Here is a 14,066-nt window from a genome sequence, read left to right on the forward strand (position 1 = left end):
GCACGCATGCGCGTTGATGCGTTACATGTTCGGGTAATTCGGCCCGCCGCCGCCTTCCGGCGTGACCCACACGATGTTCTGCGTCGGGTCCTTGATGTCGCAGGTCTTGCAGTGCACGCAGTTCTGCGCGTTGATCACCAGCCGGTCGCTGCCGTCGTCGTTCTTCATGAACTCGTACACCGCCGCCGGGCAGAACCGCGCCTCCGGCCCCGCGTACGTGCGCAGGTTCACGTTCACCGGCACGTTCGCATCCTTCAACGTCAGGTGCGCCGGCTGGTTCTCCTCGTGGTTCGTGTTCGAGATGAACACCGACGACAGCCGGTCGAACGTCAGCTTGCCGTCCGGCTTCGGATATTCGATCGGCTCGCACTGCGACGCCGGCTTCAGCATCTCGTGGTCCGCGTGCTGGTGGTGCAGCGTCCACGGCACGTTGCCGCCCATCACCTTCTGCTCGAGGCCGACCATCAGCGTGCCCAGGTACAGCCCCTTGGCCATCCACTGCTTGAAGTTGCGCGCGCGGTACAGCTCCGTGTACAGCCACGATTGCTTGAAGGCGTCCGGGTACGCGTTGAGCTCGTCGCTCTGACGGCCGGCCTGCAGCGCGTCGAACGCGGCGTCGGCCGCCAGCATGCCGGTCTTGATCGCCGCGTGGCTGCCCTTGATCCGCGATGCGTTCAGGAAACCCGCGTCGTCGCCGATCAGCGCGCCGCCCGGGAACACCGTCTTCGGCAGCGACAGCAGCCCGCCCGCGGTGATCGCGCGCGCACCGTACGACACGCGCTTGCCGCCTTCGAGGAACGCGCGGATCGACGGGTGCGTCTTGTAGCGCTGGAATTCCTCGAACGGCGACAGGTACGGGTTCGTATAGCCGAGGCCCACCACGAAGCCGACCACGACCTGGTTGTTGTCCATGTGATACAGGAACGAGCCGCCGTACGTATCCGACTTCAGCGGCCAGCCGGCCGTGTGGATCACGAGGCCCGGCTTGTGCTTCGCGGGATCGATTTCCCACAGTTCCTTGATGCCGATCCCGTACGCCTGCGGATCAGCGTTCGCGTCGAGCTTGAACTTCGAGATCAGCTGGCGACCGAGGTGGCCGCGGCAGCCTTCGGCGAACAGCGTGTACTTCGCGTGCAGTTCCATGCCGAGCTGGAAGTTCTCGGTCGGCTCGCCGTCCTTGCCCACGCCCATGTTGCCGGTCGCGACGCCTTTGACCGAGCCGTCGTCGTTATAGAGAATCTCCGCGGCTGGAAAGCCCGGGAAGATCTCGACACCCAGCGCTTCCGCTTGCTGGCCCAGCCAGCGCGTGACGTTGCCCAGCGAGATCACGTAGTTGCCGTGGTTCTTGAAGTTCTCGGGCAGCGCCCAGTTCGGCGTCGTCACCGCGCTCTTCTCGGACAGGAACAGGAAGCGGTCTTCGGTCACCTCGACGGTCAGCGGCGCGCCCTGTTCCTTCCAGTCGGGGAACAGTTCGGTGATCGCGCGCGGATCCATCACCGCACCCGACAGGATGTGCGCGCCGATCTCGGAACCCTTCTCGAGCACGCACACGCCGATCTCGGTGCCTTTCTCGGCGGCCAGCTGCTTGAGCCGGATCGCCGCCGACAGCCCGGCGGGGCCGCCGCCGACGATCACGACGTCGTATTCCATCGATTCGCGCGGGCCGTATTGCGCGAGCAAGTCCTGTGTGGTCAAAATCCTGTCTCCTCCTGCGTCCCGACCGTCAGCCGGTCAGAACTGGTCTTCCGTCAACGCGAGCACGCTCTCGTTGCCCTTCGCGCCGACGATCGACGCTTCCAGCGCCCCCGCCTGCACGAGAATGTGCTCCGCATAGCATTGTGCGATCGCAATCTTCACGTCGAAAAACGCCGGGTCGCTCGCGCGGTTCGCCTGCGCCGCCACCAGCGCGCGCGCCATCTGCCACCCGCACAGCACCACGCCCGCCAGCTTCAGGTACGGCACGCTGCCCGCGAACACCGCGTTCGGGTCCTGCTTCGCGTTCGCCACCACGTAGTCCACCACCGACGACAACGCACGCGCACCCTTTTCCAGCTGCGCCTTCATCGATGCCGCCGCCGCGCCGTCCAGCTTGCCCAGCGCCGCCACCGTCGCGTCGATCTCCGCGATCAGCGCCTTCGCCACCGCGCCGCCGTCGCGCATCGTCTTGCGGCCCACCAGGTCGTTCGCCTGGATCGCCGTCGTCCCTTCGTAGATCGCCAGGATCCGCGCATCGCGGTAGTACTGCGCCGCGCCCGTCTCCTCGATGAAGCCCATCCCGCCGTGCACCTGCACGCCCAGGCTCGCCACGTCGTTCACCATCTCCGTGCTCCAGCCCTTCACGACCGGCACCAGATACTCGTAGATTGCCTGATGACGGCCACGCGTCGCCTCGTCCGAATGGCGGTGGGCGATGTCGCTGTGCGCGGCTGCCACGTAGGCCAGCGCCCGCGCGCCTTCGGTCAGCGCACGCATCGTGCCGAGCATCCGGCGCACGTCCGGGTGATGGATGATCGTCACCGACTGCTTCGCCGAACCGTCAACCGGGCGGCTCTGCACGCGTTCCTTCGCGAATTCCGCCGCCTTCTGGTAGGCCCGGTCGGCCACGCCGATCCCCTGCATCCCGACACCGAAGCGCGCCGCGTTCATCATGATGAACATGTATTCGAGGCCGCGGTTCTCTTCGCCGATCAGGTAGCCGATCGCACCGCCGTGGTCGCCGTATTGCAGCACCGCCGTCGGGCTCGCCTTGATCCCGAGCTTGTGCTCGATCGACACGCAGTGCACGTCGTTGCGCGCGCCGAGCGAGCCGTCGTCGTTGACCATGAACTTCGGCACGATGAACAGCGAGATGCCCTTCACGCCTTCCGGCGCGTTCGGCGTGCGCGCCAGCACCAGGTGGACGATGTTGTCCGCCATGTCGTGCTCGCCCCACGTGATGAAGATCTTCGTGCCGAACACCTTGTACGTGCCGTCGCCCTGCGGCTCCGCGCGCGAGCGCACCAGCGCCAGATCGGAGCCCGCCTGCGGCTCGGTCAGGTTCATCGTGCCGGTCCATTCGCCCGAGATCAGCTTCGGCACGTAGCGCTGCTTCTGCTCGTCGGTGCCGGCCGTCAGCAGCGCCTCGATCGCGCCGTCGGTCAGCAGCGGACACAGCGCGAACGACAGGTTCGATGCGTTCAACATCTCGATGCACGGCGTCGCGATCAGCTTCGGGAGCCCCTGGCCGTCGTACTCGGCCGGATGCTGCAGCCCCTGCCAGCCGCCTTCGACAAACTGGCGGAACGCTTGCGCGAAGCCCGGCGTCGCGGTCACGACGCCGTCCTTCCAGCTGCTCGGGTTGCGGTCGCCTTCGACGTTCAGCGGCGCCAGCACCTCGCCGCAGAATTTCGCGGACTCGTCGAGCACGGCCTGCGCCGTGTCGTAACCCGCATCCTCGAAGCCCGGCAACTGCGCAACGGCGTCGATGCCCGCGAGTTCCTTCAGCACGAACAGCATGTCCTTGACGGGGGCGTTATAGCTCATGGTCGATGTTCCAATCAGGCGGTGAATGAGGCGCGCTACCGGGCCGGTACGGCAAAACCCGCCAGACCCGGGCGACGACGTGACCCATCGTAATGCCGCGATGGCCGATTCCCGTTGTCATATCCGGCCCACATGGTGACAAAATCGGCCACGCGATGCGTGGGCGCGGCCGGTAATGGCCGGCTGGATAAGGGTTTGGCCGGATTGGGACAGCGGCGGGCCATCGGTATGCCCGGGTGATGGGGTCGAAGCGGCGAGCGTGGTGACGACGCGTGCCGGTTATGGGAGCCGGTTATGGGAATCGTCGATGGGAGCCGCCCATGGGAGCGGGCGGCAGGAGTCGGCGCGGGGCGCGAGGACTCTGCGGCTTGCCCGGTTCACCACCGCCATCAGGTTCAGCGCGCGCAAGCCAACCGACGACCACTAAACCACCACCCTTGTAGAAAAACTTTCAAGAGTGCGCCGATTTGTATAACCACCGGCTGTCGCTGAGGGCTTCAGATGAATACAAAAAAACTGAACAAGAATGAATTGATTGCCGCCGATTTTCCGGAAAGCCTGTTTGAGGCCACCACCGGTATTGTCGAATTGTCAGGCAGGCAAACGAGCGCGGGCGACTCGAGCAGATAGTGGATCGGCTTGCGCCGCCATGCGGGCGCACGAAACCCGTTGCCGAGCCACGACGGTCTCGGCATTTGAATCGCGCTCATTCACCGGACCTTGCACGTCAACCTTCCGCAACTTCGGGAATAAACGGCGGCACTTGCGTGTTCAATGTGGATGGACGGCCCGACGGGCCGGTCTTGCGCGCGCGCTTTGTGCATGCGTGAAGTGTTCACGGGTTCCCTTGGAGCAATCATGCGGTTTGCAGTTTTGGGCGCCGGTGCGGTTGGCTGCTACTTCGGCGGCATGCTGGCGCTGCACGGCCACGATGTCGTCTTCGTTGGCCGGCAGTTGCACGTGGACGCGATTCGCGATAACGGATTGCGCCTCCAGACGCGCGCGTTCGACAAGCGAGTGCCTGCCAACGCGTCGACCGATATCGACGCGGCCAAATCGGCCAATGTAGTCCTGGTGTGCGTGAAATCGGGCGACACCGCCGAGGCGGCACGCAAGCTAAGCCGCGTCCTCGCACCAGACGCCACCGTGGTCAGTCTGCAGAACGGGGTCGACAACGCCGCGCTTTTGCGTGCCGAGATTTCGCAACCCGTCATTTGCGCAGCCGTGTATGTCGCCAGCGAGATGGCCCGCCCGGGGCATCTGTTGCATCACGGCCGCGGTGATCTCGCGATCGAAGCAGCGCCGCCCAGCGAACTGCTCGCGCGCGTCCTGCGTGCGGCGGGCATTCCCACCCGGATCGCCGACGACGTACGCGCGACGCTCTGGCAGAAGTTCATCCTGAACTGCGCCTACAACGCGGTTTCGGCTATTGTGCAACTGCCGTTGGGCGAGATGCCGCATCGCGCCGCACTGAGCGAAACCATGCGCGCAGTCGTCGCCGAGTGCATCGCCGTTGCTGCCGCCGAGGGTGTCCACTTCGCCGACTCGCCGGCACGAATCGTCGAGCAAATCGAAGCGACGATTCCACCGGGTCAATACTCGTCGACCGCGCAGGATCTAGCGCGGGGCAAACGCAGCGAAATCGACTATCTGAACGGCGCGGTCATACGGCGCGGCCTTGCCTCAAGCATCGGCACACCGGTCAATCAGACGCTCTGTCTGCTCGTGAAGATGCTGGAAGCGAAGGCTGCGGCAAGGTCGTGATCGCACGCGGCCAGGTGTCCGCGCGAAATGGCGCGATTCGCCGTCGGTCCCGCAAAACGAAGTTGCCCGTCTGCAAACCAACGGAAAAAGAAGGTTCATCGCGGAACTTCAGGAGCAGGCACGGCAAACAGGCGCCAGCCTGAAACGGCTGATCATGCCGACGCCCGACGCACCCGGCGAAGCGTAGCGCGCTTGCATATCGGCAAGCCTGAGCCGGCACCAGCGGCGGCAATGTCGCGTCGCCGCTCGACGGCAATGCCGCCGCGAATTCAACGTGAAACTGGCGTGGACATGCGCACCGTGCGACCGCAATGCGCCGGAGACTTGGCGCTCTCCTTCAACTCGCGATCGCCTGGTCGACATGCGGCAACTGACCGAGCATGTCCCCCACGCCGTTTTCGGATATCTGCTTGCCGATTGCGCCGAGGTCCGTGTCGCCGGGCGTGGCGATCAGCGCATAGGTGATCCTGGCGCGCCGCCATGTCACGACGTCCATGCTGCCGACCTGTTGTCGGGCGAGCGCCGTGTCGGGCTTGTCGTCCTTCATCGCGCACAGCGCCACCGGCATGCCTTGTTCCGGCAGATAGACGATCTGCACCAGCGGTTTGTCGTTGAAATGGAGGCGCTGTATGCGCTTGAACGTCAGCCCCGCCGCGCGCAGGTCAGGAATCCGTATCGGCAGCCCGTCGTCACGGCGAATGTTTTCCACCGTACGCGCCGCTACCGCGAGATTCGACGCATCGAAAGCAACGGTGTCGCGCGTATAGAGTCGCTGATAATTCACAGCGGCCATGACCCAGGGGGACGCGTTTGTCTGCGCAACCGCCGGTGCGCCCTGCAGTGCGACGCCACCGCTCGCCGCGCCCGGCGCGAAGCGCAGTATCGCGCCGCTGCAGAACGCGCCCGCGACGAAGGCCACGGCGAGCCACGGCACCATCATGCGAACGCGCGAGCGTATCGGCGCGGCGGCCGCCGCAGATTCCTCGGGTTGCGACGCAGGCGCATCCATCGGATGACTGGCGCCAACCGCGGAGATCTCCGAAGGCACGGCATACGCCTGCGCGATATCGGCGACCCGGCGCACCAGGCTCTGCGGAACCGACGGCCATTCCTGCTGCTCGAATGCACGCCGATACGGCAACACCGATGCTTCGAGCCACGCAACGCGTGTGGCGATATCGGCCGACGTTCCGATCGCCCTCTCGACTTCCTCGCGCTGGTGCGACGTGAGCGCTCCATCCACGTATGCCATGAGCAGGATGTCGTCCATTTTCATGTCCCCCGATCTTCTCTGTTCGCTGCGCTTTTCACACGTCGTTCTTTTCGATCGATGAACAGGGAACCGATCGTCTGGCGAGCTCGCGAAAGCCGGCTCATGATCGTACCGATGGGTACGCCGAGCGCGTCGGCCGCTTCGCTATAACTGAGCCCCTCCACGCCGACCAGCAGCATGACCACCCGCTGGGCTTCGGGCAACTGCTGCACGGCCCTGACGATCTGTATATCCAGGGCCTGTTGTTCCAGCGTCGGTGCAGCGGGATCGGAGACGGTTTCGAGGAAGTCGTCGTCCCACTCCATGCCCGCGCGCCTGCGCACGCTGCGTGCGCGGAGCTCGTTGAGCCAGGTGGACTGGACGATCGAGAACATCCAGCTCAGCGGCGCGGTGTCCGGTCGCAATTGATGCGCACGCTCGAGCGCGCGAAGGCACGCGCACTGCACGAGATCTTCGGCGTCGTGGCGATCACCCGAGATCCGTAGCGCGAATGCCCACAGACGCGGAAGCATCGAAGGAAGCATGGCGGACAATTCGGCTGCGGTCATCTACGTCGATCCTCCCGCGGTGCGACCAAGCCGACGTTGAGAAACTGCAGTATCTGACATGTATCCATGGGTTTAGACGAAATTGAGCGGGCGATACCCCTCCTGTAAACAGTTGGTCGGCGCAGATATTCCATCGCCGTCGTGTGTTGACCGAATGACCCGATCCCGGCTCGTTGCGGCCGGGGCGCGCGTTCGCTCACGCGCGAGCGATCGATGGATAGGTCAGCAACGCGAACTGCACCAGATTGACGCCGAAGTGCGCGAGCATCGCCGATTGCAGTCCGCCGGCGCGATAGGCGAGCCCGTATCCGATGCCGGACAGGCCTGCCAGCAGCACCAGCAACGCGCCGCCCTGATAGTGAGCGAGGCCGAACAGAACGGCGCCGGCCGCGAGAGCCGGCCAGCCCGCATGGGGCTGCGCCCTCGTCAGCCGCGCCGCGCCTCCCTGGATATAGCCACGGAACAGCGCTTCTTCCGCGAACGCGACCAGCAGGAAGTTATCGAGTACCCACAGCCACCCGAAATGCGGCCACTTCGGCGCCCACGCCAACGCCCCGCTCCACCCGGCGATCGAGAAGCAGACCGCCGATGTTGCCGCGCAGGCAACCACCGCCGCAATCGCCCGCTGCGACAACGACCGCTTCGGCTGAACCCACGGGCAGGCAAGCATCAGCCAGAACGCGACCAGCGGTTTATCGAAGTTGAGATACATCGTGTAAGGCGCGGCATCCGGCGTCAGACGCTCCGCGTGAATCACCCTGAGGTTGTCGAAACCCGGCAGCCAATGCTGAAACAGGCCGACCGCAATCGCGACGAACACGACGTTGCAGAGCACCTTGCCGAGCGGCGACGGATTCCACTGCAGCAGAACGCCGGCGCCAACCAGAAGCGTGATGGGAACGAGCGCGATCGGATGCAGCTGACCCGACGCGAAGGCAAGTCCATAGCCGATTGCCAGAAGGATCAAGGTCAGTCGGCGAGACGCCTGTGAAATCGCCGCCAGCGCGGCAAGAAAAATGGCAAACCACGGCAATGAGGCCATTGAAACTTCCGGAGATTCTCGAGGGGGTTGTCGATCGCATCGCACGGCGACCGAACCTCATGCAGGCGCGTGCAGGTCGACGGCGATCGGCAACGGACGCCGGCGCGCACGATGCGCTGCCCGATTCCCGCCTGCCGGAACAGAACACGTGAATGCCGGCTTTATTCCAACGGCGCGGTGCGGAATGACTGGCGCCACTACCACCCGCCCCGTCGAATTCCACCGAAGCCTCGGTGAAATCACGGCGATTCGGAAACCGCGGGAATGGCCCCGTCTTTCGGTGCCGACGTGGGCCGAAGCAGCGGCACCATCAGCGTGATGCCCGCGGCAACCAGAAACAGCATGAGATAGGACGCGAAATAACCGTCCGTCCGGTCGCGGAGATAACCGAAGGCGAGCGGCCCCAATGCGGCCACGAGATAACCGATGAAGAGCATGAATACGCTCCACGCGTTAGTCTCGGCTGCCGAATGGGTGTGGTCGAGCGGCAAGGTCATCGCAAGCGTGAAGCACATGCCTTGTCCGATCGCGATCAGGACGATGCACGACACCGGCAAGGCGGTCGGCGCGAACGCCAGTCCGCCAAGGCCCACCGCCGTGATGGCCGACGCGACGCCGAGCCAGCCGCGCCGATCGGTGGAGCGGCCGGCCTTCATCCCCATTCCGAAGCTGCTGAGCGCGAACACGCAGGTGAAGAGGCCCAGGACAAGACCGGGCGACAGCGTCGCGATATGCAGTTCGGCACTCGATGACGCGAGCCACGCAAAGCATGCGTACACGATGAACTGGCTCGCGCCGAAGCAAGCCGCGACCCGCCACGCTTGGATGTTGCCCCACGGAAGGCCGACTGCCGCCGGTGCTTGCGCAGCCTGCCCAGGTTGCGCGTCGGCGGCCCTCGCCTCCTGGAAGCGCCGGGCGAGCCCGCGCCAGCTCAGGATCGCGGTGATGCAAAGCACGCTCCACAATGCGACGGCCACGCGCCAGCCGCCGAAACTCTGCGCGATATAACCCGACGCGCTTGCCGCGACCGTCGCGCCGACGCTGAGCCCCGCGCTGTAGATACCCATGAAAAACGTCGCGTCGCGCGCGAAGTGCTTCTTCACCCAGCCGCCGATCAGCGAACCCGAAATCGCGATGCCGATTCCGGTGAGGACGGTGCACAGCAGCAGCACGCCGGCCGAGCCGGCCAGCGCGCGGGCGACCATCGCGACGCCCAGCAGGGCCAGCGCGGCCACAACCGCGTTGTCCGTGCCCAGTCTGCGCGCGACGCCCGGCGCGGCGAGCGCGAAGACGCCCATGCAGACGTCCGGAATCGCGGTCAGCAGGGACGCCTGCGTGTAACTCAGGCCGAAGCTCTGCTGGATCGATTCGAGCACCGGCCCGATCGAAACGATAGGCGGGCGCAATGCAATCGAGAGTATCAACAGCGCGATGGCCGCGGCTGCCTTTCGGGTATCGGTGGATTCGGACATGACTATTCCTGGCTTGACAGTGCTTGCGTCGCGTCGGCATCGGCATCGGAACGCGATCGCCGTCGCAACCTGCGGGTTCAGCGCAGCTTCCGGAATGCGGCGCGTACTTCGCTTGCGAGCAGTTGCGGCTCTTCCCACGCGGCGAAGTGACCGCCCTTGTCGACCTCGTTGAAGTAGATGAGGTTGTGGTAAGCCCGCTCCGTCCAGCTGCGCGGCGCCTGATAGATCTCGCCGGGGAAGATCGTCACGGCAGCCGGCATCGAAATGTCCACCGCGTTGAAGTTGTTGGAATGATCTTCCCAGTAGATCTGCGCGGCGGACGTCGCGCTGTTCGTCAGCCAGTAGAGGGAGATATCGTCGAGGATTTCGTCGCGGGTGAGCGAACGTTCCGGCACGCCGCCGCTATAGGTCCATTGCGAGATCTTGTCGTACATCCACGCGGCCTGGCCGGCGGGCGAATCGGCCAACGCATAACCGACGGTTTGCGGCCGCGTGACCATCATCGCGGAATAGCCGCAATTGTCCTTGTAGAAGACGTTGAGTGCATCGTATGCGGCCTTTTCCTTCGGCGACAGCCTGCCCGGCGCGGGTTCGCCGAGTGCGAGCAAGGTCGCGATGTCCGGCGGCACGGTGGCCGGCATGTTGACATGGATGCCGATCAGCCCCTTCACCTTCTGCATCGCCATACGGTGCGAAATCACCGAACCGCAATCTCCGCCTTGCGATACGAAGCGCGTGTAGCCGAGTCGGGCCATCAGTTCACCCCATGCACGGGCGATATGGTCCGAGCCCCAGCCGGTCGTGTTCGGCTGCCCGGAGAAGCCGAAGCCGGGCAGCGACGGAATCACGATGTCGAATGCGTCGTCCGCACTGGCGCCGTACGCGGTCGGATCGGTCAGCGGACCGATGACCTTGATCAGCTCGAAAATCGAACCCGGCCATCCGTGCGTCATGATCAGCGGCAGCGCGTTCTTGTGGCGGGAACGCACGTGGATGAACTGGATGTCGAGGCCGTCGATCTCGGTCATGAACATCGGCAGCGCATTCAGCTTTGCCTCGCCTTTGCGCCAGTCATAGTCGGAACCCCAATACTGGAGGAGCGCCTGCATTCTCGCGAGCCGCACGCCTTGCGATTCGTCGTTGACGGTCTCCTTGCCGGGCCAGCGCGTCGCCGCGATGCGGCGCCTCAAATCGACGAGGGCGGCCTCGGGCACGCTGGCCTTGAACGGACGAATTGCCGTGTTGCCGGTTGCGGCGAACACCGATCCGGGAATCAGCCCCATGGCGCCGACAGCGACGGAAGCGGCAAGCACGTGGCGTCGACGGGGAGAAAACGGTGTGGATGACATGATGGGTATCCTGGCGCGGGAAGAAGGCCGCGTGTCGCGATCGATACGCGACACGCGGGCGTGCCTGCCGGAAGCGCGCACCATGCCGGGCGTGCCGATCACGCAAGCGGCGTCGTGCGCGGGCCCGGCAGCAGGCGAGTCAAACGACGGTAACGACGACGTCGATGTTGTTGCGCGTGGCCTTCGAATACGGGCAGGTCTGGTGCGCCGCGTCGACCAGCGCTTGCGCGACGGCGGCGTCGACGCCCGGCACGCTGACGTTCAGTCGTGCCTGCAGGAAGTACGCACCGTCGTTCGTGGCCAGATCGATCTCAGCATCGACATGCGTGTCGCGCGGCAGCGCAATCTTCAGCCGGTGCGCGGCCAGGCCCATCGCACCGATGAAGCATGCCGACCAGCCTGCGGCCAGCAACTGCTCGGGATTCGTGCCGGGCGCGGCCGAACCGGGACCGGACAGCTTGACGTCCAGGCGGCCGTCCGAGCTGTGGGCAGCGCCATCGCGGCCGCCGGTGGTGCGGGTCTTGCCGGTGTACAGGACTTTCGTTTCTTGGCTCATGATCGGTGTCGTATTGAACTGGGTGGGTGAATGGCGATGCGTTGATACGGCGTTGCGTCGGCAGCCGGAAATCAGCCGCCCCGATAGAGTTTGTCGAGCGCCGCGAGCTGGCCGTCCTTCTCGGCACGCACCAGTTCCTCGCGCACTTCGGCACGCGTCCTTGCCTTCGGCGACGGGGCGGCCGACGCCCACTGGCGCGCTTGCTGTGCGCCACGGTCGTTGGCGCTCGTGTCGGCGGGGCTGCCTGCGTAAGCGGAAGCGGCGGTCGCAACTGCGGCACAAGCCGCAAAAGCCAACGCGATCGTCTTTGCTTTCATGTCGTTCTCCTGGAGCAATTCAAGTGGCGCAATTCGTCCGGGCGCCCGGTAGCGGCTTCATCCTGCGATGTCTGCCCGAGTGCCTCGATCGGATCGAGTCGTTGAGATGCATTAAATCCAGGCCACGTATCTGGCGTGTGTCTCGAGAACGGGGCTATTGCAATGCCATGTATCTATTCCGGTCTCGTACACATTAAGAAACAAATCTGCCGTTCCTTTTTCGATAACGCTAAAAAATTGAAATCGCTTTTCCGACAGAATGACGCTTCAATGGAATGATGGCGCAATGGCGAGCCCGCCCATTTGCCTCGTTGCGACGGGAAAACTCAAGGAGAGATGACCGATGATCAGATACGCAATCGGAACGCTGGTGCTGGTCGGCGTCATGACCTCGGCTGGTGCGCGCGCTGAAACGATCAAGCCGATCAAGGCGTCGAAGTCCGACCTGGCCGGCGCGATATTCGCTCGTGCCGATGCCGTGAAAAAAGACGAAAGCGGCGAGCGAAGCGCCGACGTCGTGACGTTCACGTCGACCGACACGGCTTACCAGACCGGCGTCTATCGATCCGGGCCTTCGCATGAGGAAATCAAGGGGCCGCGAGGATTGCCGTACAACGAGTTCCTGTACTTTCTGTCGGGCAGCGTGAAGCTGACCTCGTCGGACGGTTCGGTGATGGTCGTGAAAACCGGCGAAGCCGTCACGCTTCCCAGCGGATGGACCGGACATTTCGACACGCCTGGCTATACCAAGCTCTACGTGACCTACAGCCCCGACGACGCAAAAAAGCAGCCCGATATATCGGGTCATCCGAAAAAGGCGGAATAGCGATCCGCTCTCGCGTGTTCTGTACTGCAGACACCTCTTTCGCAGGAGCGAGACGATGCAGAACCCGCAACAGGAAATCGACAACGATCAATCGACCGCGCCGACCTACGTCCGCGGACTCGGCAGTACGGAACACCTGTTCTGGTTGCTCGATCAGAATCGGCCGACGCATTTCGCGATGGTCGCGGAGATCGACCGCCGTTTTCCGCCGACAGCATGGCATGCGGCTTTTCGCGCGCTCCAGCGCAGGCATCCGCTGTTGTCGACCCGTATCGCCGCAGACGCGCAGATGAATTCCGGCTTCCATCGCGCGCCCGATGCCGTGGTGCCATTGCGCGTGATCGAGCAGAGCGACACTTCGTGGCACGCGGAAGCGGCCCGCGAGATCGCGACGCGCTTCGACTGGTCGGCAGCGCCGCTATTGCGCGCAACCTTGCTGCAAGGCGACGGCAACTCGACGCTGATCCTGGTTGCGCACCATTCCGCGGTCGACGGCATGGGCAGCGCGTTTCTGATCGAAGATCTGCTGCGATTACTGTCGGGCGAGCCGCTGGCGCCGTTGCCGTTGGTACAGTCGCTGGAGACCGTGCTCGATGCCGACCTGAACCGGACCGCCGTCTTGCCGGACCCACTGCCGGCGCCCGCACCCAAGCCGTTTCGCCCGGACGCGGCTGACATGCCGCGTGTCGACGCCGTCGAGCTTTCGGCTGAATCGACACGCCAGCTCATTGCTCGCGCGCGTGTCGAGCAAACCACCGTGCACGGCGCCGTAGCCGCGGCCGTTCACGAAGCGGGCCGGCGTCTGTCGAGCGAATGGTCCGAGCGCGCGTTGCGCACCGTCACGCCGATCGACGTGCGCCATCTTGCCGATGAAGTCGGCGCTGCCAACGGCGTGTACATCACGCAGACCATCACGGTCGACGACTACCCGCGCGGTACCGATCTATGGACTGTCGCTCGCAAGATCAAACAGGATCTCGCACCTTTTCAAACGCGCGCGAGCGTCGCAGCGGAACTGAAAACGCTCGATGCCGCGATGTCCGCGCGGCCGAGCGTTGAACACGCGGCCGGGTTCCTGTCGGCCGTGCTGGCCTTCGACGTCCTGCTGTCGAATCTCGGTAATCAGCCCATTGCCGCCGCTTACGACGGCTTGTCGCTCAAGGCGCTCTGGGGCCCCGTCGTGACTTCGGGCTTCGCCGACGACCAGGCCATCGGCGTGTGCACGATCGACGGCATTCTGCGGCTCACGCACACGAGCTATGGCGCGATACCCGGGCTGCTCGGCGAAGTCCGGGCGATTCTCGACGAAGCCGTGACGGCGCCGTCACGCCGATGACGAGGCCAGGTGAAGATTCTTTCGCATGAAAAAATCTTCACTCGTCGATTCGCGCGGCTTC

At 64.6% G+C, this 14,066-nt stretch carries 13 protein-coding genes; 3 read left to right on the forward strand and 10 right to left on the reverse strand.

What is annotated here, in order from left to right; genetic code table 11:
- Nucleotides 1-21: 21 nt before the first annotated feature.
- The 3 genes from LXM88_RS04635 to LXM88_RS04645 form a co-directional block, all read right to left on the reverse strand.
- The gene (locus LXM88_RS04635) at nt 22-1,650 is read right to left on the reverse strand and encodes an electron transfer flavoprotein-ubiquinone oxidoreductase (RefSeq protein ID WP_412524099.1); all 1,629 of its coding nucleotides are present in this window, start codon (nt 1,648-1,650) and stop codon (nt 22-24) included.
- A gap of 81 nt (nt 1,651-1,731) precedes the next feature.
- Complete coding sequence (locus LXM88_RS04640; RefSeq protein ID WP_262530857.1) at nt 1,732-3,522, reverse strand: acyl-CoA dehydrogenase; 1,791 nt, start codon at nt 3,520-3,522, stop codon at nt 1,732-1,734.
- A gap of 497 nt (nt 3,523-4,019) precedes the next feature.
- Entirely contained in the window at nt 4,020-4,232 is a 213-nt protein-coding gene (locus LXM88_RS04645; RefSeq protein ID WP_262530858.1) for a hypothetical protein, read from the reverse strand.
- Nucleotides 4,233-4,380: 148 nt separating this feature from the next.
- Here LXM88_RS04645 and LXM88_RS04650 point away from each other — a divergent pair, with 148 nt between their 5' ends.
- Nucleotides 4,381-5,286, forward strand: coding sequence for a ketopantoate reductase family protein (locus LXM88_RS04650; RefSeq protein WP_262530859.1), 906 nt, complete (start codon nt 4,381-4,383; stop codon nt 5,284-5,286).
- A 337-nt stretch (nt 5,287-5,623) separates the two neighbouring features.
- On the opposite strand, the gene LXM88_RS04655 is transcribed toward LXM88_RS04650, so the two are convergent.
- The 7 genes from LXM88_RS04655 to LXM88_RS04685 all read right to left on the reverse strand — a co-directional run bounded on the left by LXM88_RS04655 (nt 5,624) and on the right by LXM88_RS04685 (nt 11,843).
- The gene (locus LXM88_RS04655; RefSeq protein ID WP_262530860.1) at nt 5,624-6,562 is read right to left on the reverse strand and encodes an anti-sigma factor family protein; all 939 of its coding nucleotides are present in this window, start codon (nt 6,560-6,562) and stop codon (nt 5,624-5,626) included.
- Nucleotides 6,559-7,107, reverse strand: a complete 549-nt coding sequence (locus LXM88_RS04660; RefSeq protein WP_262530862.1) for an RNA polymerase sigma factor — start codon at nt 7,105-7,107, stop codon at nt 6,559-6,561. Before LXM88_RS04660 ends, LXM88_RS04655 begins: the two co-directional genes overlap by 4 nt.
- A gap of 196 nt (nt 7,108-7,303) precedes the next feature.
- Nucleotides 7,304-8,149, reverse strand: a complete 846-nt coding sequence (locus LXM88_RS04665) for a CPBP family intramembrane glutamic endopeptidase (RefSeq protein WP_262530863.1) — start codon at nt 8,147-8,149, stop codon at nt 7,304-7,306.
- Between the two features lie 239 nt (nt 8,150-8,388).
- Entirely contained in the window at nt 8,389-9,621 is a 1,233-nt protein-coding gene (locus LXM88_RS04670; protein ID WP_262530865.1) for an MFS transporter, read from the reverse strand.
- 77 nt (nt 9,622-9,698) lie between these two features.
- Nucleotides 9,699-10,970 (reverse strand): epoxide hydrolase family protein, encoded by a 1,272-nt coding sequence (locus tag LXM88_RS04675; RefSeq protein WP_262530866.1) that lies wholly within the window; start codon nt 10,968-10,970, stop codon nt 9,699-9,701.
- A gap of 139 nt (nt 10,971-11,109) precedes the next feature.
- Nucleotides 11,110-11,526: an organic hydroperoxide resistance protein gene (locus LXM88_RS04680; protein WP_262530868.1), complete on the reverse strand. Its 417-nt coding sequence runs from the start codon at nt 11,524-11,526 to the stop codon at nt 11,110-11,112.
- A gap of 71 nt (nt 11,527-11,597) precedes the next feature.
- Nucleotides 11,598-11,843, reverse strand: a complete 246-nt coding sequence (locus tag LXM88_RS04685; protein ID WP_262530869.1) for a DUF4148 domain-containing protein — start codon at nt 11,841-11,843, stop codon at nt 11,598-11,600.
- A gap of 343 nt (nt 11,844-12,186) precedes the next feature.
- Here LXM88_RS04685 and LXM88_RS04690 point away from each other — a divergent pair, with 343 nt between their 5' ends.
- On the forward strand, nt 12,187-12,669 hold the full coding sequence (locus tag LXM88_RS04690; RefSeq protein WP_318654665.1) for a cupin domain-containing protein: 483 nt from the start codon (nt 12,187-12,189) through the stop codon (nt 12,667-12,669).
- Nucleotides 12,670-12,847: 178 nt separating this feature from the next.
- Nucleotides 12,848-14,005 (forward strand): phthiocerol/phthiodiolone dimycocerosyl transferase family protein, encoded by a 1,158-nt coding sequence (locus tag LXM88_RS04695; RefSeq protein WP_262531640.1) that lies wholly within the window; start codon nt 12,848-12,850, stop codon nt 14,003-14,005.
- Nucleotides 14,006-14,066: the final 61 nt, after the last annotated feature.

The organism is Burkholderia sp. S-53 (genome assembly GCF_025560745.1).
Taxonomy (GTDB): domain Bacteria; phylum Pseudomonadota; class Gammaproteobacteria; order Burkholderiales; family Burkholderiaceae; genus Burkholderia; species Burkholderia pyrrocinia.

Excerpts from the sequence above, each read along its gene's own strand:
- LXM88_RS04660 (WP_262530862.1), bottom strand. The coding sequence starts at position 7,107 with ATGACCGCAGCCGAATTGTCCGCCATGCTTCCTTCGATGCTTCCGCGT.
- LXM88_RS04670 (WP_262530865.1), bottom strand. The coding sequence starts at position 9,621 with ATGTCCGAATCCACCGATACCCGAAAGGCAGCCGCGGCCATCGCGCTG.
- LXM88_RS04635 (WP_412524099.1), bottom strand. The coding sequence starts at position 1,650 with ATGGAATACGACGTCGTGATCGTCGGCGGCGGCCCCGCCGGGCTGTCG.
- LXM88_RS04680 (WP_262530868.1), bottom strand. The coding sequence starts at position 11,526 with ATGAGCCAAGAAACGAAAGTCCTGTACACCGGCAAGACCCGCACCACC.
- LXM88_RS04675 (WP_262530866.1), bottom strand. The coding sequence starts at position 10,970 with ATGTCATCCACACCGTTTTCTCCCCGTCGACGCCACGTGCTTGCCGCT.
- LXM88_RS04645 (WP_262530858.1), bottom strand. The coding sequence starts at position 4,232 with ATGAGCGCGATTCAAATGCCGAGACCGTCGTGGCTCGGCAACGGGTTT.
- LXM88_RS04655 (WP_262530860.1), bottom strand. The coding sequence starts at position 6,562 with ATGAAAATGGACGACATCCTGCTCATGGCATACGTGGATGGAGCGCTC.
- LXM88_RS04695 (WP_262531640.1), top strand. The coding sequence starts at position 12,848 with ATGGTCGCGGAGATCGACCGCCGTTTTCCGCCGACAGCATGGCATGCG.
- LXM88_RS04650 (WP_262530859.1), top strand. The coding sequence starts at position 4,381 with ATGCGGTTTGCAGTTTTGGGCGCCGGTGCGGTTGGCTGCTACTTCGGC.
- LXM88_RS04690 (WP_318654665.1), top strand. The coding sequence starts at position 12,187 with ATGATCAGATACGCAATCGGAACGCTGGTGCTGGTCGGCGTCATGACC.
- LXM88_RS04640 (WP_262530857.1), bottom strand. The coding sequence starts at position 3,522 with ATGAGCTATAACGCCCCCGTCAAGGACATGCTGTTCGTGCTGAAGGAA.
- LXM88_RS04665 (WP_262530863.1), bottom strand. The coding sequence starts at position 8,149 with ATGGCCTCATTGCCGTGGTTTGCCATTTTTCTTGCCGCGCTGGCGGCG.
- LXM88_RS04685 (WP_262530869.1), bottom strand. The coding sequence starts at position 11,843 with ATGAAAGCAAAGACGATCGCGTTGGCTTTTGCGGCTTGTGCCGCAGTT.